Annotated in this window: 17 protein-coding genes and 2 pseudogenes; 1 reads left to right on the forward strand and 18 read right to left on the reverse strand. The window is 64.0% G+C overall.

Annotated features, from left to right (window positions below; all coding sequences use genetic code 11):
• Positions 1-62: 62 nt before the first annotated feature.
• The 7 genes and pseudogenes from coaBC to NUW12_03125 all read right to left on the reverse strand — a co-directional run bounded on the left by coaBC (position 63) and on the right by NUW12_03125 (position 7,038).
• On the reverse strand, positions 63-1,310 hold the full coding sequence (gene coaBC / locus NUW12_03095) for a bifunctional phosphopantothenoylcysteine decarboxylase/phosphopantothenate--cysteine ligase CoaBC (protein ID MCR4401758.1): 1,248 nt from the start codon (positions 1,308-1,310) through the stop codon (positions 63-65).
• A gap of 116 nt (positions 1,311-1,426) precedes the next feature.
• Entirely contained in the window at positions 1,427-1,633 is a 207-nt protein-coding gene (rpoZ, locus tag NUW12_03100; protein MCR4401759.1) for a DNA-directed RNA polymerase subunit omega, read from the reverse strand.
• Positions 1,634-1,802: 169 nt separating this feature from the next.
• A pseudogene (gene gmk / locus NUW12_03105) lies at positions 1,803-2,378 on the reverse strand (guanylate kinase).
• Between the two features lie 5 nt (positions 2,379-2,383).
• Positions 2,384-2,650: a DUF370 domain-containing protein gene (locus NUW12_03110; GenBank protein ID MCR4401760.1), complete on the reverse strand. Its 267-nt coding sequence runs from the start codon at positions 2,648-2,650 to the stop codon at positions 2,384-2,386.
• A 15-nt stretch (positions 2,651-2,665) separates the two neighbouring features.
• Complete coding sequence (locus tag NUW12_03115) at positions 2,666-2,977, reverse strand: integration host factor (GenBank protein MCR4401761.1); 312 nt, start codon at positions 2,975-2,977, stop codon at positions 2,666-2,668.
• A 45-nt stretch (positions 2,978-3,022) separates the two neighbouring features.
• A complete protein-coding gene (locus NUW12_03120) occupies positions 3,023-3,901 on the reverse strand; it encodes a YicC family protein (protein ID MCR4401762.1) in 879 nt (292 codons plus the stop codon).
• Positions 3,902-4,218: 317 nt separating this feature from the next.
• Positions 4,219-7,038: a cation-translocating P-type ATPase gene (locus tag NUW12_03125; protein MCR4401763.1), complete on the reverse strand. Its 2,820-nt coding sequence runs from the start codon at positions 7,036-7,038 to the stop codon at positions 4,219-4,221.
• Between the two features lie 286 nt (positions 7,039-7,324).
• Here NUW12_03125 and NUW12_03130 point away from each other — a divergent pair, with 286 nt between their 5' ends.
• Positions 7,325-9,229: an NFACT family protein gene (locus tag NUW12_03130; protein ID MCR4401764.1), complete on the forward strand. Its 1,905-nt coding sequence runs from the start codon at positions 7,325-7,327 to the stop codon at positions 9,227-9,229.
• Between the two features lie 65 nt (positions 9,230-9,294).
• On the opposite strand, the gene NUW12_03135 is transcribed toward NUW12_03130, so the two are convergent.
• The 11 genes and pseudogenes from NUW12_03135 to secD all read right to left on the reverse strand — a co-directional run bounded on the left by NUW12_03135 (position 9,295) and on the right by secD (position 21,137).
• The gene (locus tag NUW12_03135) at positions 9,295-10,428 is read right to left on the reverse strand and encodes a PRK06851 family protein (protein ID MCR4401765.1); all 1,134 of its coding nucleotides are present in this window, start codon (positions 10,426-10,428) and stop codon (positions 9,295-9,297) included.
• 311 nt (positions 10,429-10,739) lie between these two features.
• The gene (gene purB / locus NUW12_03140; protein MCR4401766.1) at positions 10,740-12,032 is read right to left on the reverse strand and encodes an adenylosuccinate lyase; all 1,293 of its coding nucleotides are present in this window, start codon (positions 12,030-12,032) and stop codon (positions 10,740-10,742) included.
• A complete protein-coding gene (pyrE, locus tag NUW12_03145; GenBank protein ID MCR4401767.1) occupies positions 12,029-12,718 on the reverse strand; it encodes an orotate phosphoribosyltransferase in 690 nt (229 codons plus the stop codon). Before pyrE ends, purB begins: the two co-directional genes overlap by 4 nt.
• On the reverse strand, positions 12,693-13,451 hold the full coding sequence (pyrF, locus tag NUW12_03150; protein ID MCR4401768.1) for an orotidine-5'-phosphate decarboxylase: 759 nt from the start codon (positions 13,449-13,451) through the stop codon (positions 12,693-12,695). Before pyrF ends, pyrE begins: the two co-directional genes overlap by 26 nt.
• A gap of 149 nt (positions 13,452-13,600) precedes the next feature.
• Positions 13,601-14,503: pseudogene (locus NUW12_03155) on the reverse strand (dihydroorotate dehydrogenase).
• The gene (locus NUW12_03160) at positions 14,490-15,545 is read right to left on the reverse strand and encodes a dihydroorotate dehydrogenase electron transfer subunit (GenBank protein ID MCR4401769.1); all 1,056 of its coding nucleotides are present in this window, start codon (positions 15,543-15,545) and stop codon (positions 14,490-14,492) included. Before NUW12_03160 ends, NUW12_03155 begins: the two are co-directional and overlap by 14 nt.
• A gap of 13 nt (positions 15,546-15,558) precedes the next feature.
• Positions 15,559-16,857: a dihydroorotase gene (locus NUW12_03165; protein MCR4401770.1), complete on the reverse strand. Its 1,299-nt coding sequence runs from the start codon at positions 16,855-16,857 to the stop codon at positions 15,559-15,561.
• A complete protein-coding gene (locus NUW12_03170; protein ID MCR4401771.1) occupies positions 16,841-17,782 on the reverse strand; it encodes an aspartate carbamoyltransferase catalytic subunit in 942 nt (313 codons plus the stop codon). Before NUW12_03170 ends, NUW12_03165 begins: the two co-directional genes overlap by 17 nt.
• 382 nt (positions 17,783-18,164) lie before the next feature.
• Complete coding sequence (gene pyrR, locus NUW12_03175) at positions 18,165-18,737, reverse strand: bifunctional pyr operon transcriptional regulator/uracil phosphoribosyltransferase PyrR (protein ID MCR4401772.1); 573 nt, start codon at positions 18,735-18,737, stop codon at positions 18,165-18,167.
• 251 nt (positions 18,738-18,988) lie between these two features.
• A complete protein-coding gene (gene secF, locus NUW12_03180; GenBank protein ID MCR4401773.1) occupies positions 18,989-19,930 on the reverse strand; it encodes a protein translocase subunit SecF in 942 nt (313 codons plus the stop codon).
• Positions 19,931-19,943: 13 nt separating this feature from the next.
• Entirely contained in the window at positions 19,944-21,137 is a 1,194-nt protein-coding gene (gene secD, locus NUW12_03185; protein MCR4401774.1) for a protein translocase subunit SecD, read from the reverse strand.
• Positions 21,138-21,172: the final 35 nt, after the last annotated feature.

Genomic DNA, 21,172 nt, shown 5'->3' on the forward strand with positions numbered 1-21,172 from the left:
ACGCATGTCTTCCCGAAGTCGTGACGGTGACGAAGATGCTCAAGAGGGCACGGGCCCACAGGCTACGAGCCTTGCCCAGACCGCCTGGCCAGCAGGCTTGCTACCGCATCGAGGATCCTGTGCGCAAGCTCTACTTTGGGGACCAGCGGGACCTCCTCGACTCGCCCATCTGAGTGGAGCATCTTCGCCTGGTTGAAGTCGGACCCGAAGCCGGCGCCGGGGCAAGTCACGTCATTGGCCACCACGAGGTCCAGGTTCTTTGCGGACATCTTCTCCCTAGCGTGTGCCAACAGGTCATGGGTTTCAGCAGCGAAGCCCACAATCACGCGGTCACCCTTGTTCCTGCCGACCGTTGCGATGATGTCCTCGCACGTTTCCAGCTGCAGGGTCATGGGACCTCGCCCCTTCTCGAGCTTGCGGGATGCCGCCGTCGCCGGCCGCCAATCCGCAGGAGCGGCCGCCCCGATTATCACGTTGGCATCCGGCATGACCTCCAGCACCGCGTCCAACATCTCGCGAGTCGTGCGTACGCGTATGAGCTTCACCCCGGAAGGCTCCGCGAGGGCGGTGGGTCCGCTCACCAGAACGACGCGCGCCCCTCTGTCTCTGGCCGCTTCTGCGAGGGCGTACCCCATCTTGCCGGAGGACCTGTTGGAGATGTGCCTCACCGGGTCGATGGGCTCTTCTGTTGGCCCGGCGGTCACCACCACCGTGAGCCCCACGAGGTCCTTGCGCGCCAGGCAGATCCTCTCTACCTCCGCGACGATGTCCTCGGGGTCAGGCATCCTGCCCTTGCCCTCGGCGCCGCATGCCAGGTACCCCGTCCCCGGCTCCATGGCTCTGTACCCAAGATTCAGAAGGCGCTCGAGATTCCCGCGGAAGAGGGGGTTATCGTACATGGCCTGATTCATCGAGGGCACGAAAAGCACGGGCGCTCTCGTCGCCATGATGACCGTAGTCAGAAGGTCATCCGCAATGCCGCACGCCACCTTTCCGATGCAGTTCGCGGTGGCCGGAGCCACCAACACCACGCTCGCCTTCTCGGCTAGAGCCACGTGGCGCACGTTCCAGTCGCCGGGATCGGCGAACATGTCGACGACCACGGGGTTGCGTGACAGGGTGCGGAAGGTTAGAGGCGCAACGAACTTCGTAGCGGCTTCGGTCATCACGACGTGGACGTCCGCCCCGCGCTTCACCAGGAGGCTCGTGACCTCCGCAGCCTTGTAAGCCGCAATTCCACCAGTCACCCCGAGGACCACGGTCTTCCCGTCAAGCGGCGCGCTCCCCTTGTGTCTTAGGGTGGTCCACATCCTTCGCGGCTGCCCCCCGTCTTGCCGGCCAACGGCATCGCGCTCACGGCCCGCGTGCGCGTGTGCGTCAAGGCCGGTGAGATTCGTGTGGCGCCCCGCGCGGGGCGCCACACAGTCTACTTCACGCCTGTCTTAGGCTGCTCGAACGTGACCCTTCCGGCGAGGATCTCCTCCATGGCTATGGTTACGGGCTTGTCCGCCTTGGAATCTACTAGTTTCTTCGCACCGCTCATTATCTGTCTGGCTCGTTTCGCCGTAGCCACAACGAGAGCATACCTGCTCTCCGCCTTGTTGGCGAACGCATCAAGAGGTGGATAAGGCATATCCTGGTAAGTCCCTCCCGTAAGCGCACATGGATCCTCGAAACAGCCGTCAGCGCAGACCCGCGTCGCCCTCGACGCACCCTAGCCCTTCACATTGCCCGCCGCCAGGTTCACGCGGCGTGCGCCGGACCTCTCGGCTCAACCGATCCACGAACGACCTGCAGTCGCAGCGCGCAATCCTGCAGCGCTCGGCCGCGATGATTGCCTGCAGGCTCCCGACGGCCGCCCCGAGATCCTCGTTCACGATCACGTAGTCGTAGTCGAACACGGCCTCAAGCTCCTCCACGGCCGCGCAAAGACGACGAGACAGCGCCTCCGGAGCATCCCTGCCCCGTAGAGTGGCGCGCCTCTTCAGCTCCTCCATGGAGGGCGGCATGAGATAGACGAACACACCCGCCGGCCACCTGGCTCTCACCTGCCGCGCGCCCTGGATGTCGATATCGAGGATGACGTCTTCCCCTTGTTCGATCGTTTCTTCGATGAACCTGCGAGGCGTGCCATATGAATTTCCGTACACCGTGGCCCACTCCAGCAGTTCCCCCGCCTCTTGCATCTCGCGAAACCGTTCGGGCGTCACGAAGTGATAGTGCACTCCGTCGATTTCCCCAGGGCCCGGCGGGCGCGTGGTGACGGACACGGAGTAACGTATGCCCTCGGCTCGTTTCAGTAGCTCATTCACCAGGGTGTTCTTCCCGGCGCCCGAAGGCCCGGAAAGGACCACAAGGAACCCGCGCTTCCTACGCACACCGGTCACTCGCTAGCTTCGCGGCCCGAGTCTTTCCCTCCGAGCCTGTGGGCCACCGTCTCGGGCTGGACTGCACACAGGATGACGTGGTCGCTGTCGGTCATGACCACGGCGCGCGTCCTCCTGCCGTACGTTGCGTCTATGAGCCTGCCACGATCCCTGGCCTCTTGGACGATCCTCTTTATGGGAGCGGACTCGGGGCTCACTATGGCGATGATGCGGTTTGCCGCCACGATGTTCCCGAACCCGATGTTGATGAGCTTTACGTCCATGTCCGGCACCTCTCCCTACTTCGCCAGTCTCTTGAGCAACGCCTCTTTCTGTCTGGCCCCGAGACCCTGGACCCTTCTGGACTCGTGTATCCCTATCTCTTCCATAATCTTGCGGCTCCTGACTCTTCCGATCCGTGGCAACGACTCAAGCAGGTACGCAACGCGCATGCGGGATATCACGTTGTCGTCGGGGCTGTTCAGGATCTTCTCCAGCGTGAGGGTGCCCTGCTTCAGGCTCTCGCGGATCTGAGCCCGCTTGGAGCGCATCTCCTGAGCCTTCTTGAGAGCCGCCCTCTTCTGTTCGGTGCTGAGCTCGGGCAAAGCCATGATCTCACCTCCTTGCTTGTAAGACTCGAGTAGCCTGGGGCGGGGTCACTCTATGTTTTGGATCTGCTCCCGGATTTTCTCGAGCTCGCTCTTGATCTCCACTACCATATGGGAGATCTGGATGTCCTGCGACTTCGATCCTATGGTATTGGCCTCCCGGTGCATCTCCTGGACAAGGAACTCGAGCCGACGTCCGGCCGGCTCAGTTTGTTCTATCACGGAGTGAACCTGCGCTATGTGGCTTGCAAGCCTTACCAGTTCCTCGGTGATGTTGCCCTTCTCGGCGTACATCGCCGCCTCCATCGCTATGCGCGATTCATCAACAGGAACGTCTGCAAGGAGTTCACGCAATCGTGCCTCGAGCCTCGCCCTGTACCCCTCGACCACTGCTGGGGCGCGGTCTGAAATCCTGGCGGCACACTGCTCAATCAAGGACGTTCTATGTATGAGATCCCGCGCAAGGGCGTCTCCCTCCGCCGCCCTCATCCGGCCGAGCGCCTCCAACGCCTCGCGCGCCGCCGCCTCCACCACCCTCCATACAGCTTCGAGGTCTATGGGCGCGGTCTTGACGGTCACCACGTCCGGCAGCGTGAGGAGGGTTTCGATGCCGATCTCCCCATGAAGCCCGAGGCGCGTCGAAAGAGCCTTTGCGGCCTCGTAGTACGCCTGGGCCAGGTCCCACCTCACCTCGACTGCTCTGAGGGGCGTGCCGTCCTCTTCCACCGCGACCGTCACGTCGACGTGCCCGCGTGCCACTTGCTCCGCGACCAAAGCACGCAGCCTCTCTTCAAGCTCTGAGAGCTCCCTCGGCACACGCACGTTGATGTCGCGATGCCTGTGATTGGTGGAACGCATCTCAACGGTGACTGACAGACCTGCCCCCGTGGACGTTCCTCGGCCGTATCCCGTCATGCTCCTTGGCATCAGGCGTCTGGCCTCCCGCCCCCTATTCTACTACATAGCATTTGCAGTTCACAAGTGGTTCTTGGCATGAATTGCCGTCTTGACCACGGCAAACCCCCTGGCGTGTCCTCCCGGCCAGCGTAAACCGGTGTTCCCCTGCCTTGCGCGGGCGGTCTCCCGGCCGGGCAGCAACAGGGCGGCGCAGACCGCGCAGCCTCGCGGACAGGCGACCGAGCGCCGACGCCCTCCCGCCCAACTGCAGGAGAGTCGCCAACGGGTCGGTGTGGCAGCAGTGTGAGTTGACCCAAGTTGATCTACGTGGGAATCGTGGGCCGCTGCTAGGCTCGGACGACGTGTATCCTCCGCCAGAGCGCGCGTCGAGCCTTGCGAGCCACGATCGCGAGGGCGCTGGACCAGCCGGAGAACACCAGCACGAGGAGCCAGCCCAGACCGTCGAGCGCGGTCGTATGGAAGACTTCCTGAAGCGCGGGCCAGTATACGGCGGCGAGCTGCATCGCCGTCGATACCAGCACGGCTCCGACCAGGTAAGGGTTTGACCACGGGTTCATCTCCACCACCGACCGGTACTCCGACCGGCAGTGGAACACGTAGAAGAGCTGTGCCATGACGAGGCACGTAAACGCCACGGTGCGCGCCTCCGTGAGATCACCGTGGAGGAAAAGCGATGTCAGGAACGCGGCGATGGTGCATACACCTATGAACACACCTTGGGACGCGATCTTCAGCCCCAGCCCTCGAGAGAAGACGCCCTCCTTCGGTCTACGCGGCCTGCGGGTCATGACGTCGGGGTCCACAGGGTCCACACCGAGGGCTATGGCTGGAAGCCCGTCCGTGACCAGGTTCATCCAGAGGATCTGCATGGGCACCAGGGGCAGGGGCAGACCCGCCAGAACCGCGATGAGCATCGCGAGCACCTCGCCGGCGTTGCAGGCGAGAAGGTAGCGGATGAACTTGCGAATGTTGTCGTATATTCCTCGTCCCTCTTCCACCGCCGCCACGATCGTGGCATAGTTGTCATCGGCGAGCACCATGGCAGCGGCTTCTCGGGTCACGTCCGTGCCAGACATGCCCATGGCCACGCCGATGTCCGCCTCTCTGAGGGCGGGCGCGTCGTTCACGCCGTCGCCGGTCATCGCAACGATGTGGCCTTGAGCTCTCAACGTCCGCACTATCCGAAGCTTGTGCTCAGGTGACACTCTCGCGAACACCACGGTGCTTCCCAGGGAGTGAGAAAGAGCCTCGTCACTCATGCGGTCGAGTTCTTGTCCTGTGATGGCCCGGCCGCCCTCCTCAGAGAGTTCCAGGGACCGGGCTACTGCCAAGGCTGTACCAGCGTGATCCCCTGTGACCATCACAGTCCTTATGCCGGCGCCGCGGGCTAGTTTGATCGCCCGCTTCACGTCTTCCCGCGGAGGATCCACCATTCCCGCAAGCCCGACGAACACGAGGTTCGTCTCAACGGCCTTCCCAAGCTGGCCGGTCTCGTGGAAGCTCCATGGCCTGGGCAGCTCGCGGTACCCGAGGGCAAGGACTCGCAGGCCGCGCGAGGCCATCTTGGAGCTTTTCAAGAGGATGAGCTCTCTGTCATGCGCGGTCATCGGACTCACCCGTCCTGCGGTGTAAATGAAGCTCGACGCGCCGGCCACGACCTCCGGCGCTCCCTTGACGTACCCGATTGTGCCGGCGCCTGCGGGGTTCTCGTAGATGGCGGTCATCATCTTGCGATCGGAGTCAAACGGGATCTCGTGCAGGAGCGTCGGGTGCTGCTTTCCAGGCGGCCAATGGCGAAACATGCCGGCTTTGGCCGCCGCCACCACAAATGCGCCCTCGGTGGGGTCGCCCAGGATCCCCCACCGGTCTTGAGACCCCCGGCGCGTCGGGCGTGCAAGACCCGGTCGCATGACTACCTCCGGCCCCACGACGCGTCCTCCCAGAGTGAGCTTGGCGTTGTTGCAGTAAAGACCGATCCGCAGCGCGAGGCTGAGGTGGTCGTCGCGAGTCGGGTCTAGAGGCCTTCCAGCCTCAACGAACTGACCGTGAGGGGAGTACCCGGTGCCGGTGACGCCTATGACCCTCCCCACCAGGTCGAACTCGGTCAAGGTCATTTCGTTCCGCGTGAGGGTGCCCGTCTTGTCGGAGCATATAACGGTGGTGCAGCCCAGGGTCTCGACCGCGGGCAAGCGGCGCACGATGGCGTTTCGGCCGCTCATGCGCTGTACTCCGAGAGCAAGCGCGATCGTCACTATCGCGGGGAGGCCCTCGGGGATCGCCGCGACCGCAAGACTGACCCCTGCTAGGAACATCTCTACGAGACCCTCCCCACGCAGCACCCCTACCGCGGAAACCAGGGCGCACGTGCCAACGCAAACGAGCACCAGCGTGCGACCTAGGTGCTCAAGTCGCTGTTGAAGGGGGGTCTTGTCGTCCTTCTCCTCCTGCATGAGGTGGGCGATCCTGCCGATCTCGGTGTCCATCCCCGTTGCTACCACTAAGGCTTTTCCGTGGCCCCGGGTCACGACGGTCCCCGTGAACACCATGTTCCGCCTGTCCGCAAGGGGTGTGGCGGCCGGCAAGAGCACGTCCGCTCTCTTCGACACTGGGAGCGACTCGCCGGTCAGGGCGGATTCTTCCGCCTCGAGCGCCATGGCGTCGACTAGGCGCGCGTCCGCCGGGATGCGGTCCCCCACTCCGACCACTAGGAGGTCGCCCGGCACGACTTCCCTGGCCTTCACCTCGGCGAGCACGCCGCCCCTGATGACGCGCGCCGAGGGCGCCGCGAGCTCCTTGAGGGCCTCGAGGGAGCGCTCCGCCCTATACTCCTGCAGGAACCCGAGCACGCCGTTGAGCGTGACTATGGCGAGAATCGCGAGCGCGTCGGCGGTCTCCCCGAGCGCCAGGGAGACTCCCGCCGCCGCTACGAGGACGAGCACCATGAAGTCGCCGAACTGCCCGACAAGCATCCTGAGAGCGGACACCCTCTTGACCTGTCGAATCTCGTTGGGCCCGTTCCGGCCCAGCCTCCTCTCAGCTTCCCTTGACGACAGGCCGGTGACGAGGCTCGTCTCCAGAACCGACGCCACCTCGGCAGGCCCCAGGCTGTGCCAGACGTGCTCGACGCGCTCCCGCAAGGCGCTCACCTCTGTTCCCCTTCCCACCGTCCCCGCCGACGGCGTTGGCTCCTCGACGGCGGTTTGGGACGTCACACGATCATGGATATGCCCTTGTCCAAGGGATCATGCCTCGGGGCAATGGTGTCTCCCAGGCGAGCCTTCCCGGGGAGCTCGGCTTCCCTGACCTGGGAATGAGGAGCACGCCCGCCCCTGCCATGCCGGGGGCGAGGTAGCCGCGTCTATCGTCTGCCCCTCTGCGTTGACGAGGACGCGCGACGGCCATATACTACACGTGGACGCAAGCGGGGTGAGGATGATGACGTTCGACGGAATCGTGATGGCCGCGGTGGCCGCGGAGCTCGCCGGGTCGCTGGAAGGAGCGAGGGTGGATGCCGTCTACCAGCCGGGCAAGCTCGACGTCCTCCTCATTGCGCGCCGTCTCGGCAAGAGCGTGCGAGTGGTCATGTCTGCCGAGGCATCCTGCGCACGCGTGCACCTGACGCGCGCGGAACGTGAGAATCCGGCATTTCCTCCCGCGTTCTGCATGCTCTTGCGGAAACACCTCGTGGGCGCGAGGATAGCTAGGGTGGAACAGCGAAACCTCGATAGGATCCTGGAGATCGGTTTCATGGGACCTTACGACGATCCGCCGAAGACTCTCGTCGTCGAGACAATGGGAAGGCACAGCAACATCATTCTCGTCGACGACGGGTCCGGACTCGTGCTTGACAGCGTCAAGCACGTCACTCCCGCGGTGAGCCGGGTGCGGCAAGTTCGCCCTGGGGTGCCGTACGTTCCTCCGCCGTCTCAGGGGAAGCTCGATCCTCTCCTGGTGTCCGCGGAGGAGTTCATGGAAGAGCTCGCGCGCTTCACCCGCGCCTGCCCGGACCTAGGCTGCGATGAGTTTCTGACCCGTGTCTTCACGGGCATAGGACGCGACTCGGCCGCCGTCATCGCGTCCCACGCCGCCGCCAGAGAGGGCGAAGGGCGTGGTGGCGCGACGCGGGGACTCGATGGGAGCCCGCTTGAGTGCGTGGACCTCGATTCAGCAAAGCGCCTGTGGGAGGAGTTCTCTCGGGCCATGACCAGAGTGCGGGAGCGCGACTTCTCTCCGTGCGCGGGGTTTGCCCGCGAGACACGCGAGGTGGCCTGGATATCTGTGATAGGCCCCCCTGCGGCGGCACCGCCGGACGCCCAGGGGCAGGTCGCGGAGCTGCGCCAAATGCGGGAGGGGCGCGACGCGGATGGGTCCGCGTACCGTCTTCGTCCAGGGTCATCCCAGGAGGACCAGGAGGAAGCGATCGTTTTTCCCATGGTGGGAGCCTTGCTCGACTACGCGTTTGCCCCGCGCGAGAAGGCCGTGACGCTGGCTGGCGCGTCAGCAGAGGTGTCGCACGCAGTCGCGACGGCTCTGGAGAGATTGCGACGCAAGCTCGCGGCTCAGGAGGCGGAGATCGCGCAAGCGGAGCAAGCCGACGAGCTCAGACGGGCGGGCGAGCTCATTGCGGCCAATGCCCAGCTCATCGAACGGGGTCGCTCCACAGCGCAGGTGGTGGACTACTTCGACCCGGAACTCCGCAAGGTGGAGGTGGTGCTCGATCCTCGCCTCTCGCCTCAAGAGAACGCCCAGGAGTACTTCAAGAAGTACTCGCGCGCGAAGAGGCGCCTTGCCGCGGCGCGGGAGCATCTAGAGCACACCCGCGCTGAGCTTGCGTACCTGGAACAAGTATCGACCACGATCGAGCAGGCTGAGTCGGTGGAAGCCCTGGAGGGCATACGCCGGGAACTGGCTGAGCAAGGATACCTCGCTTCGCCAAGACGCGAACGCCCCATCACACCAAAGGGCCGTGTCGCCTCAGGGCCTCTCTCTTTCTCCGTGGACGGTCACGAAGTGCTTGTCGGAAGGAACAACGCTGAAAACGACGCCCTCACTCTGAGACTGGCGCATCCCGAGGACATCTGGTTGCATGCGAGGGGAGTCCCCGGGGCTCACGTGGTAATCAGGGTCGGACCCCTCGGTCCGCGAGGGATTTCCGATGCCGTCCTGCTTCGTGCGGCGGAGATAGCCGCGTACTACAGCAAGGCGAGGGCTGCATCCAAGGCTGCGGTGGACTATACTCTTCGCCGGCACGTGAGGAAGCCACGAGGCGCTAGACCTGGGATGGTCGTGTACGATCACGAGAAGACCATCATGGCGGCTCCCAGGCCTCCTGCGTGAGCCGCCCGAGAGCCGCCAGCCGAACATCCGCGCGCCAAGCGGCGGCATCCGGTGAACGGTCCCGTTCATCCGGCCGAAGCCCTGCCGGCAGCATCCCGCTCGAGGTCGAGCATGCGTGCGAGCACCTGTTCGCAAAGGCGATCCACGGCGGCGAAGTCCATGCTCCGCACGTAATACGCTTGCATGTCATCGTGAACCAACTTCGCCTTGTGTAGGAACTCAGTGGCCCGCTCAAGCGCCTGGTGGAAACGCTCCTCAGCGCTCGCGGCTATTTCGCGGTACCTCCCCGCCACCTCCTCGTCGAGAGCCGCGTTCATCTCCACGGTTCTGTCGAGCTCCTTGGAAGAATCGAAAGCGTGTGGCCACGCGCTGCTTACAAGGGCCACCCCCAGGGAGGGGATCACCACGTGATCCACCTTCGAAGGGTCCAGGGGGCAGTGGTAGAACTCGACGTCGAGGCCGCGTTCAATGGCTGCGTCACCCACTTTGCGCACGAGGGTGGACTTCCCGGTCCCGGGCTCGCCCGTAACAATGTACCTGCGCGGGAGCCTATCCACGATCGTGCGGAGATGGTGCACCGGGCCATCGGGAGAGAACGCGCTGGCGAACAAGCGCCGCGCCCGACCGGGGGCGGGAGATACAGGCATATCCCCGAAAACGTCGCGTTTGACCGCCTCCGCCATGCAGTTAGTGCAACCGATGTCCAGCGCTTCGACAGAGCACGCCTCCCAGTCGTCATGGATGATCTTAGCCTCTTTCAGATAACGGAATGCCCGCTGGAAATGGCGAGAGACCTCGGCGTTCGCTTCCATGATCTCGCGCTTGCACGCGCGCAGCGCCTTCTCATCCCAGAACTCACCGAGGTTCATGATCTCGTCCACGGCGCCGGGGTTCTTGGGGTCCACGACGTGCGGGGCCGTGCCGTCGATGAGCGCGAGGCCGAGGTCCTGCACTGTCACACCGTCGAGCGAGTCATTGTCAGAGGAACAACAGAGGAACTCCACGTCGTATCCCATGTCGACGAACCTCTGGCCTATCTTCCTCATGAGAGTTGACTTTCCCACCCCAGGGCCGCCCTTTACGATCACGACTTTGTTGGCGTCGGGGCGGATCACGTGGTCGTAGAACGAGAAGAACCCGTCGGGCGTGTTCGCTCCGGGGAATACTCTCTTGATCCATCCTCTGCCGTGAGACTTCATGATATCCCTCCTCCGGGCGCCAGTGTCAGCGCCTGTGCACCGCCACAGCAAGCCCAGGCCGACTTCGCGGCGAGGCACAGCCTACGGGCTACAGCGTGACACGATTCACACAGCATGATATTGGGGCGCGGCGAGTAAAGTGCCTGGGCACCCGGGTCGCCTCAATTGGCGGCCACCGGCGAGGAGCCATCATGGCGAAGGGACGGACAAGGGCTGCCAGGCGTCCAGGAGGCCGCCTCGGCAACCTACCGTCCACGAAACCGGAGGGTGCCGTCAGAGGTCAACGAGCGGGAGGGCGTGCGCGACTTCCACTAGATTCCCACACGCCGGAGGATGTCGTCGACGTGAGCGAGGTGTCTCGAGAGATCGAAACACTCCTCCAACTCAGCGGGCTTGAGCACCGCGGTGATCTCGGGGTCTCCGAACACGAGCTCCTTGAAGTTGAGCCCTTCGTCCCAGGCCCTGGCGGCGTTGCGCTGGACGAGGGCGTACGCGTGCTCGCGGCTCAGTCCGCGCCCCACGAGGGCCAGCATGACCGCTTCTGAGAAAACGAGGCCGTCGGTCAGCTCGAGGTTTGTCCTCATACGGTCCTTCCTGACCACGAGTCCCTCCATCACCTCGGCGAACTTCCGGAGCATGTAGTCGGTGAGAATGGTCGCATCGGGAAGGATCACCCTCTCGACGGAGGAATTGCTGATGTCTCGTTCGTGCCAGAGAGGGGTGTTTTCCAGTGCAGCCACCGCATATCCCCTCATGACCCTCGCGAGGCCCGTGATCCGCTCTGAAACGATGGGATTTCGCTTGTGAGGCATCGCGGACGAGCCTTTCTGGCCCGGCCGGAACGGTTCCTGCACCTCGAACACCTCGGTTCGTTGGAGTCCTCGTATCTCGGTGGCAAACTTCTCCAGAGAGCCCGCGATGATCGCGAGAGTGGCGACATACTCGGCATGGCGGTCTCGGGAAAGCACCTGCGTTGAGGCCTTCGCCGGCTCGAGCCCGAGCTTGCTGCACACGTACTCCTCCACCCGGGGATCCATGCTCGCGTACGTTCCGACGGCTCCCGAGATCCTGCCGACGCTCACGACCTCGCGTGCCCGCTGCATGCGCGCGAGGTTTCTCCGCATCTCCGCGACCCAGACCGCCAGCTTGAGCCCGAAGGTGATCGGCTCGGCGTGAACGCCGTGGGTCCGTCCGATCATGGGGGTATTCTTGTGTTCCCTCGCCTTCTCGACGAGCACGTCAGTAACCTTGCGTATGTCGCGGATGATTATGTCGGCTGCGTCGCGAAGCAGTAGCGACAGGGCCGTGTCCACCACGTCGTAGGATGTCATGCCCATGTGGATGTAGCGCGCCTCGAGGCCGACGTTCTCTGCGACATTCGTAAGGAACGCTATGACATCGTGGTCTACTATGGCCTCTATCTCCCTAATCCGCGCCAAGTCGAAGCGGGCCTTCTCCCGGATGACCTCCACGGCCTCAGCCGGGACCCGACCCACGCTCGCCCAGCCCTCGCAGGCAAGAATCTCGATCTCGAGCCATTTCCTATAGCGGTTCTCCGGCTCCCAAAGGTGCTTCATCTCAGGGTACGTGTAGCGTTCTATCACGTGTTGTCGCCTCCTATGCTCTGACGCGCGGGCGGCGTCGAACTCCGACAGCGATTCCCCGGGGTGGGCTCAAGGCGCCTTGAACCCGGGTCAGTCAGTGTCACATTCTCTTTGCATAGGGGGCATTCCTCTGGGACGTAAGTCCCAAATTCCACCCGCACGAGCCGCTCCGTCCTCACGCCGAAGTCCACGCGCCCCCCGCTTCGGTCCACGATCATTCCCACGCCCACCGTCTGCCCGCCGCTCCTCTCCACGATGTCGAGGACCTCCCGGACCGAGGATCCGGTGGTCACGACGTCCTCCACAACAAGCACCTTCTCGCCGGGGGCTATGGTGAACCCGCGACGCAGCACCCGCCTGCCCCCTTCCCTCTCCGCGAAGATCGCCCTCGCCCGAAGGTGTCTGGCGACCTCGTAGGCGACGATGATTCCGCCCGTCGTTGGGCCCACTACCACCTCGACTCCGTCTCCTCGGAACCTCTCGGCGAGAGCGGAAAGCACCTTCTCGGCAAGTTCCGGGCGCTCGAGGAGCCTGAACTTCTCGACGTACACCGGGCTGTGCAGCCCCGAGCTCAGCTTGAAGTGGCCACTGAGGTACGCGCCCGTCTCCTTCAGTATGGCCAGTATGTCGTGGGTGCACGTGATCTCGCGCTGTGGGCCGTCAGTTGTCGCTCTGGTCTCTCGCATCTCGTTTCGCCTCCCTCACCTCGTCCAACAGCCTTGCCGCCGCCTCCTTGGGCGAGGAAGCCTGTGTGATCGGTCTCCCAACCACGAGGTAGTCCGCCCCGGAGAGGACGGCCTGGCGTGGCGTCATGCACCGCGTCTGATCGTGCGTGTCGCGCGCCCACATGGGCCGCACGCCCGGCACGACGGTCACGAAATCGTCGCCACAGGCCCTGCGTATGGCGCTCACCTCGAGCGGCGACGTCACCGCGCCGTCCAGCCCGCACTCCTTTGCGAGGCGCGCCAGGCGCACCACGTGCTCCTCGATGACGGCTCCGCGCCCCGGAAACAACTCCCGGGAGAACTCTTCCTCTCCTATGCTGGTGAGGAGGGTTACGGCCACGACCTTCGGGGAGCGGGCGCCCCGCGCGCTCGCGGCGCGGCGCACCGCCGCAAGGGCTTCCCTCATCATCCTCGACCCGCCCGAGGCGTGCACATCGATGATGTCCACTCCGGGCAGGGCGAGCGCCGCCGCCGCTCGTCCAACGGTCGTTGGGATATCGTGGAGTTTCAGGTCGAGGAACAACCTCGCACCTACGGCGGCCAGCCGTCGCACGATCGACGGGCCGCAGGAATAGAAGAGCTCCATGCCGACTTTGTACATGGAGACGTCCGGCATGAGCCGATCCACAAGCGTCTCAGCAGCGTCCGGGTCGTGTGTGTCCAGGGCCACTATGATTCCGCCGTTTTCGTCCACGAGTTTGCTCCCTCCTCATCGAAGGTCCCCGCTCTCAACGCGGATCTCGTATCGTCAGCGGGCGTGCGCGCCTCGTTCGCGGTCATCGCCCCGACCGAGGAGCGCTGCGGTGGCGGACTCGCCGCGGCGTTGTCGCGCCGTCTTGCGAGGCCGACGAGATCCGCTGCGGCGCCTACGCCGCGCTGCTCCACGTAGCGCCTTATCCCTTCGACTATCTCGACGCAGGCGGCAGGCGAGACGAGGTTCCACGTGCCCACGGCAACAGCTCTCGCTCCCGCGAGAAGGAACTCCACCGCGTCCTCTGTCCGGGAGATGCCGCCCACGCCTATCACGGGCACGCGTACCGCAGACGCGACCTCCCACACGGCTCGTAAAGCCAGGGGCTTGATCGCTGGGCCCGAAAGCCCCGCGAAGACGCGCGGCAAGGCCGGTCTCATGCGCGCGGCGTCGATGGCCACCGCGAGGTAGGTGTTGGCGCACGAGACGGCGTCCGCTCCGCCCATCTCAGCAGCCCGGGCCGTGTCGGCGATCTCGGCGACATTGGGGGAGAGCTTTACGATGACGGTCTTTTCCGTCACGCGCCGGATCGCCGCCGTCACCTCGTACACTGATTCGGGGTCGCTCGCGAAAGGCCGGCCACCCGCATGGATGTTCGGGCACGAGACGTTCACTTCTATTCCGGCTATCGCGGGTTCGCGCTCCATGCGCGACGCGAGCTCGCAGAACTCCCCCACCGAGTCTCCGGAGACGTTCGCGATCACGGGAACGCCAATTGCGGCCAGGCTCGGCGCCTCGTCCCTGATGAACGCCTCCACTCCGGGGTTATGCAGACCTATCGAGTTGAGAAGGCCGCACGGAGTCTCCCAAAGCCTCGGGGGCGGGTTGCCGGCACGTGGCTCCAGCGTGATGCCCTTCGTCACGAGTGCTCCGAGCAAGGACACGTCGAATATGCGTCCGAACTCCCGACCGTAACCGAAAGTGCCCGAGGCAGCCATCACGGGGTTCTTCATCCGAATGCCGCCGATGGTAACGGAGAGGTCAGCCGGAGGCAACGAGGTCCACCTCCTCGACCCAGAACACCGGGCCGTCTGCGCACACGCGAAGGTACGACGGAGCCCCGGACGATCCCTTCCCTTTCGCACGCACCACGCATCCGAGGCACGCTCCGATGCCGCAAGCCATGCGCTCCTCCAGGCTGACCTGAGCGCGGACGCCGAACGCTTCGCTGAGCCGCGCAACCTCCCGGAGCATCCCGGCGGGTCCGGAGGCGTACACGCACGTCACGCGCCCGCGCGCAAGCACATCTCGAAGGACGTCCGTAGCCAGGCCGCGCCCACCCATGCTGCCGTCCTCCGTCACTGTGAGCGCCTCGAACGTGGGGCACGCGTCCTGGGGGCCAAAGCCGCGTCCGCCATCCGCCTCGCTCGCACCGGGCGCCGCAGCGCGTTCCGTACCGCACGTTTCGCGCCCAGTCGCGCTCTCCGATAGCCCAGAACGCCCCAAGCCGGAAGCGTGGACGAGGCTCAGGAGGCCACGAAGGGTCTCCGCGTTACGCGCCCCTGCGATCAGCACTAAGCCCTCGCCCGCACGGCACAAGGCATCCGCCAGCATCGCCAGTGGAGCTATGCCCAGCCCCCCTGCCACAAGCACCACACGCCCGGCGCACGCTTGCGTCCGGCCGTCGAGTCGGGCCTCCGCGTCGAGCTCGCCCACGCGTGCTTCGCGTGTCGCGATCCCCCCGTCCTCTCGGCCGATGCGTGCTCTTGGCATCTCGAAGCCCCTGCCCAGCGGCCCCAGCACGTCCAGCTCGTCGCCAGGGCAGAGGGTCGAGAGCAGCGTCGTCCCCCTTCCCACAACTTGGTAAACGATGGAGAAGTCGCGGTCGTCCGGGCAAGTCCCGCACACGCTGAATGGACGCCTCAGCAGGGGATCAAGGGAGGTCCCGGGAAGGCGAACGTGAACGAACTGTCCCGGGAGCGTGCAACGTGCCACGTGTTCGTTCTCAATCCGCATCAGATAGCACCCGGGCGCCACCTGTCGGTTCTCCAGCACCCTCGACAACAGCGCAGCGGGCGCCGACTGACCACGTTCCACTACACCACCCCCTTCACGCTGCGGTCCGCGCATCGAAGGACAGGACCCCGTCGACAATGGTCGCGACCACCTTTCCAGAGAGCCTCCTGCCGGCGAACGGTGTGTTGCGACTAGCCGAGGCGAAAGCAGCTGGATCCACCACGAAGCTCGCGTCAGGGTCCAGCAGCGTCAGGTTGGCGCAAGCCCCAGGCACGATTCCCGGCCAGTCGAGACCCAGGATCCTTGCCGGGCCGTAGGACATCTTGTCCACAAGCTGCTGCAAGGTGAGAACGCCCGGCTTCACCAGCTCGGTGAACACAACCGGCAGGGACGTCTCCAACCCGATCATTCCAGGCGCGGCAAGTTCGTATTCCACCTCTTTTTCCTCCCTGGTGTGGGGAGCGTGGTCCGACGCGACGGCATCGATGGTCCCGTCCAAGAGGCCGGCGCGCAACGCCTCCACGTCGCGACGGCTGCGCAAGGGGGGATTCACTTTTGTGTTCGTGTCGTACCCCGCCACGGCTTCGTCCGTCAGGGCGAGGTGGTGAGGCGTGACTTCGCACGTCACCGCCGCGCCTCTCTCCTTCGCGCGCCGGACGAGCTCGACCGACCCCGCGGTGCTCACGTGGGCGATGTGGAGCCTCGCTCCCGTAAGCTCAGCGAGGATTATGTCCCTTGCCACCATAATCTCCTCTGCGGCAGCCGGGATCCCCGGGAGTCCCAGACGCGTGGACCAGTAGCCCTCGTTCATGGCACCTCCCGCTGACAGCTCCAAGTCCTCCGAATGGGATATCACCGGGAGGCCGAACGTGCTGGCGTACTCCATCGCATAACGCATGATTCTGGAGCTCGCAACAGGACGCCCATCGTCGGAAATCGCCACTGCCCCAGCTCGAGACAGCTCACCGATCTCGGCGAGCTCCGCTCCGTCGCAGCCTTTCGTGATGGCCCCCACCGGAAGGACTCTCGCATGCCCACATTCTCTCGCTCTCGACCGCACGAAGCTCACCGCCGCTGCCGTGTCGATGGGTGGATCCGTGTTGGGCATGCACGCCACGGCCACGAACCCGCCCCTCACCGCCGCGAGGGTTCCGGTCTCGATGGTTTCCTCGTCCTCCCTCCCCGGCTCGCGAAGGTGTACGTGCATGTCGATGAGACCGGGCAACACCAGTTTTCCACGCGCGTCGATCTCATCTATCTCCCCTGTGCCCGTGGGAGCGTCGGTGCCGGCGCCGACCGAAACTATTTTCCCCGCCTCTATCAGCACGTCCATTGTTCCGTCGAGGCGGTTTCGTGGATCCACCACGCGCCCGCCCTTAAGCAGTAGCTTCACCGGGTTTCCCTCCCCCCGATAGCAGATACAGCACGGCCATGCGGCACGCAACTCCGTTGGTGACCTGCTCGCGCACGGCCGCGTTGGGGCATTCCGCGACCTCTTCCGTGATCTCCACCCCTAGGTTCGCGGGACCGGGGTGCAGGACGAGCACGCCAGGCTTGCACCTCCGGAGCCTCTCGCGGGTCAGGCCGTACATCTCTGAGTACTCTCTGATGCTGGGGAGCAGGCCCTTCTTCTGTCTCTCCAGCTGAAGCCTGAGGACGTTCACCACGTCGGCCTCGGCCAACGCCTCCTCGAGGTCGCAAGTCACCCGCACTCCCAAGCGTGAGACGTCCTGTGGGATGAGAGTCCTCGGCGCGCACACCGTGACGCGGGCGCCGAGTTTCAAGAGCCCCCAGATGTTCGACCTTGCCACGCGACTGTGCAGGATATCGCCAACGATGACAACCTCGAGGCCTTCCACTCGGCCGAGGCGCTCCTTGATGGTGAAGAGGTCGAGGAGAGCCTGGGTCGGGTGCTCGTGCCTGCCGTCGCCGGCGTTTATCACCGAAGCCCTCACCGTCCGCGCCACCAGGTGCGGGGCGCCAGCCATCTGGTGGCGGATGACTATATAGTTCGCCCCCAAGGACTCAAGGGTTCGTGCGGTGTCCTTCAGGCTCTCACCCTTCGCGACGCTACTGGTGGACGTGGCTATGTTCGTGACGTCCGCGCCCATCCATTTGCCCGCGAGCTCGAACGATGTCCTGGTCCTCGTGCTCGGTTCGTAGAAGAGATTCACCATGGTCTTTCCACGAAGGGTCGGCAGCTTCTTGATGTCCCTCGCGAGCACCTCTTTCATGGGCACGGCCGTGTCAAGGATGAGCTCGATCTCGTCGCGTTCCAGGTACTCCAGGCCCAACAAGTCCTTGTGTCTTAGCTGCATGGTACGCCTCCTTCCTTGCTTCCTTTCCCCGCTCGGAATCTGGCATCGAGCGCGCCGCGGAAGCTCGCTATCGAGCTCGCGTCGCGATAACGGTCTTGCGTTCCACCTCGTGGACGTGTCGGTGAGGGTGCGGCTCCCGTGCGAGACTTGGTCCCTCCAAGAGCCGGCAACACCGCGCCCGGCGTCGCGACAGGTACAGTAAGAGCCTCCCTTCCGGATGCTCGCCGGAAAGGAGGCTCCTTGCGCGCAAAGCGCGGCTTGCCAGGGGCTCCTCCCCTTCCGGCCTCGCCGGGCCATGTTAAAGGGGTCCTCTATCGCCCTTTTCGCCTGTCGTTCGCCAATCGTGTGGACTAGGCCGCCGTCGGGAACCCGCGGCGGATCGTCAAGGCCGTTCGCCCGTGATTCCCGATTCCTCAGACTCTTGGATCACCACTTCGTCTTTGCCGTCCACTTCCTCGAGCCTCACGCTGATGATCTCCCTCCGCGAGGTCGGGACGTTTTTCCCGACAAAATCGGGCCTGATCGGCACCTCGCGGTGGCCCCGGTCCACCAGCACGGCGAGCTGGATCCTTGATGGCCGGCCCAGGTCCATGATGGCATCGAGCGCGGCGCGAGCCGTCCGCCCCGTGAATATCACGTCGTCAACGAGGACTATGTCCCGTTTCGAGACGTCGAAGGGGATCTCAGTCTTGCGGACCTGCGGTTGCACGTCGATGGTGCTGAGGTCGTCCCGATAGAGAGTGATGTCGAGCACTCCGACCGGCAGGACCTTCCCCTCGATCTTGCGTATGGCTTCCACAAGCCTGGTCGCAAGCGGAAACCCCCTCGTTCTGATGCCAACGAGCGCCAGCTTCTCGACGTCTTGGTTCTTCTCGAGGATCTCGTGGGCTATCCGCACAGTCGCTCGCCTCATCCCGTCAGCATCCATGATCCGGGCCTTGTCGACTAGAGGCACTCACCACACCTCCCGCATTGAAAAACCTTCTTGCCGCGGCGGCAAGAAGGTTCAAACGCACGTGCCACGTCACGCGATCCAGTCTCCTTGCCGGCCTCGCTGAGCCAGCTTAAAGGAATACGTCCTCTTTACTTTTACATCTAGTCTACCATTTGAGATCGAGCCCGTCAACTACGAATCTGTCGCCGGGTCTTCCATCCCTTACGAGGGCGGCCTCGGCCGGGACCGCCTACTCCCCAGGCGCCGCCTGGTCACCGGGCACTCGCCGGCCCTGTTTCCCTTGTCTTGGCCCCCGCGGCGGCCCTCCGCTGCTGCCTGGCCCTCTCCCACATGCGCCACTCAAGCCATACGGGGCTCGCCACGAATATCGACGAGTACGTCCCCACGATGAGGCCGATCATCAGAGCAAGGCTGAAATCCTTGATGCTAGCTCCGCCGAAGAGGAATAGAGCGACCACGGCAAGCAGGGTAGTTGCCACCGTGTTCAACGACCTTCTCAGCGTCTGCAGTAGGCTCTTGTTCGTCAGCTCCTCCAGAGTCTCTTTCTTCCTAAGTCTGAGGTTCTCCCGTATCTTGTCGAATATCACTATGGTGTCGTTGATGGAATACCCGATTATCGTCAGCACAGCCGCGATGAAGGGGCTATTCACCTGTCTCCCCATGACCGCGAACGCGCCCAGTACTATTATTGTATCGTGTATGAGGGCGAGCACCGCCGCCACCGCGAACTTGAATTCGAAGCGAAGGGACACGTATACGACTATCCCGATCCACGACACCAAGACCGCCATGAGAGCCTTGCTGAGGAGCTCCCTCCCGATGACCCCCTCGACCAACTGGGATTCGACCACGCTGACCTGACCAAGCGCGCGGGAAAGCGCGGCTACGATCCTCCCTATCTGCTCATCATTTAGTGGGCGCCCCCCCACCTGCGCCCTCACTTGCACGTCGTTTGTACCAGATATGGGCTGGACCACGGCCTTCTGGAGGTGCATGTCCGCGAGCTCCGCGCCCGTGAGCGCCTCCGAAACCTCGCTCGCCCTGACCGGCCTCTCAAACCTCAGCCTGAGCAGGGACCCGCCGGTGAAGTCGACCCCAAGGTTCAGGCCTCGCGTGAGGAGCGCTATGATCCCACAAACCACGAGTATCCCTGATATGGCAAGGAACAAGCGCCTCTTGCCGATTATGTCCACGGTTTTGACCTCCTTACGCGCCGAAGTACCTTGCGTACCTCTCGGGGTTCCGGTCCACGACGGTTGTCATCAAGACGCGCGTCACGACTATCGCTGTGAACATGCTGGCCAGTACGCCGAGCCCGAGGGTCACTGCGAAGCCGCGAACCGCTCCCGTCCCGTACACGTACAACACCCCGGCGGTGATAAGCGTGGTCACGTTGGAGTCGAGTATGCACCCGAATGCCCGGGTGAACCCGGCCTCGATCGCCGCCCGCAGGCGTTTTCCGCCTCGTATCTCCTCTTTGATTCTCTCAAAGATGATCACGTTCGCGTCTACAGCCATACCTACGGAGAGAATCAGTCCCGCTATGCCCGGCAGCGTGAGCACAGCGTGGACACACGCCAAGACCGCAAGGACGATGAGTGCGTACACAGCGAGAGCTACGTCTGCCATCAAGCCGGGCAGCCTATACATCATTAGCATGAAAAGCACGACAAGTCCCGCGCCCACGACGGCCGCGATCTTGCTTTGGTCGATGGACTCCTTGCCCAGCGTGGGTTCCAGCACTTCGCTGTGAAGAAGGTCCAATGGCACGGGCAGCGCGCCTGCACGAAGCATCATGGAGAGATCCTTGGCTCTATCCATGCTGCCGATCCCCGTGATCTGGCCCTTGTCCTTGATAACGCTCTGCACTACTGGAGCGGACAGAAGCTCCTGGTCGAGGTATATGGCGATCGGGCGGCCGATGTTCTCGCGAGTCGCCTTCTCGAATTTCCTCGCGCCCTCGCTCGTAAGCTCGAAGTGGACGGCGGGTCGCCCGTACTCATCAGATCCCGCAGTCGCGTTCTTCAGGTCGTTGCCGGTCATTATCACTTTCCCCTGCTCGTCCCTGAACTCGAGCTGCGCTGTTCTGCCGACTATCTCCTTGGCTCTTTGCGGGTCCTTTACCCCTGCCAGCTCGACTACGATCCTCCTTGAGCCTTGCCGGTAGATCGCCGGCTCGGCGACACCCAGCTGATTGACTCTTCTCTCTATGACTTCCTTAGCGCGCGCCACAGCGTCCTCGTCGGCTCTCACCGTGTCGGTGTCCCTCGCCTCGAGGACCATGCGGGTGCCGCCCCGCAGGTCGAGGCCGAGGTTCATGGGCAGCTTGTACACAGCGAAACCACACGCAATCACCAGGACAGCGATTCCGACGAGCCTCCAGAGGGTTCCTGGCCTCATGAATCCGGTTCCTCCCTTGCCCGCCCCAATTGACA

It is taken from the genome of Bacillota bacterium (assembly GCA_024653485.1).
Classification (GTDB): domain Bacteria; phylum Bacillota; class SHA-98; order UBA4971; family UBA4971; genus UBA6256.

What these genes read in the sequence shown, in the direction of transcription:
- NUW12_03135 (MCR4401765.1), bottom strand. Translation starts at nt 10,428, where the DNA reads ATGAAGTCTCACGGCAGAGGATGGATCAAGAGAGTATTCCCCGGAGCG.
- NUW12_03130 (MCR4401764.1), top strand. Translation starts at nt 7,325, where the DNA reads ATGATGACGTTCGACGGAATCGTGATGGCCGCGGTGGCCGCGGAGCTC.
- NUW12_03170 (MCR4401771.1), bottom strand. Translation starts at nt 17,782, where the DNA reads ATGCAGCTAAGACACAAGGACTTGTTGGGCCTGGAGTACCTGGAACGC.
- NUW12_03110 (MCR4401760.1), bottom strand. Translation starts at nt 2,650, where the DNA reads ATGGACGTAAAGCTCATCAACATCGGGTTCGGGAACATCGTGGCGGCA.
- NUW12_03120 (MCR4401762.1), bottom strand. Translation starts at nt 3,901, where the DNA reads ATGCCAAGGAGCATGACGGGATACGGCCGAGGAACGTCCACGGGGGCA.
- pyrE (MCR4401767.1), bottom strand. Translation starts at nt 12,718, where the DNA reads ATGCGAGAGACCAGAGCGACAACTGACGGCCCACAGCGCGAGATCACG.
- rpoZ (MCR4401759.1), bottom strand. Translation starts at nt 1,633, where the DNA reads ATGCCTTATCCACCTCTTGATGCGTTCGCCAACAAGGCGGAGAGCAGG.
- coaBC (MCR4401758.1), bottom strand. Translation starts at nt 1,310, where the DNA reads ATGTGGACCACCCTAAGACACAAGGGGAGCGCGCCGCTTGACGGGAAG.
- NUW12_03115 (MCR4401761.1), bottom strand. Translation starts at nt 2,977, where the DNA reads ATGGCTTTGCCCGAGCTCAGCACCGAACAGAAGAGGGCGGCTCTCAAG.
- secD (MCR4401774.1), bottom strand. Translation starts at nt 21,137, where the DNA reads ATGAGGCCAGGAACCCTCTGGAGGCTCGTCGGAATCGCTGTCCTGGTG.